The organism is Pauljensenia sp. UMB1177 (assembly GCF_030217965.1).
Taxonomy (GTDB): Bacteria; Actinomycetota; Actinomycetes; order Actinomycetales; family Actinomycetaceae; genus Pauljensenia; species Pauljensenia turicensis_A.
Genome location: NZ_JASOOV010000043.1, coordinates 1 through 254 on the forward strand (window position 1 = coordinate 1; position 254 = coordinate 254).

Consider the following 254-nt stretch of genomic DNA (forward strand, 5'->3'; position numbering starts at 1 on the left):
CCAAAAGGCTTTAGATCAGGCCCTTAAACAAATTGAAAAAAACTTCGGCAAGGGAGCTATAATGAAGATGGGAGAATCAACGGATACACAGGTGTCGACTGTTCCGTCAGGCTCCTTATCCTTAGATATCGCTCTAGGAGTCGGAGGTTATCCGCGTGGACGAATTATTGAAGTCTACGGCCCAGAATCTTCCGGGAAAACTACTGTTGCTTTACATGCTGTTGCCGAGGTTCAAAAACAAGGTGGTATCGCTG

The 254-nt window shown here is 46.1% G+C and carries 1 pseudogene; it reads left to right on the forward strand.

The features are described from left to right. Positions 1-254, forward strand: a pseudogene (locus QP442_RS08520) (hypothetical protein); the annotation flags it as partial.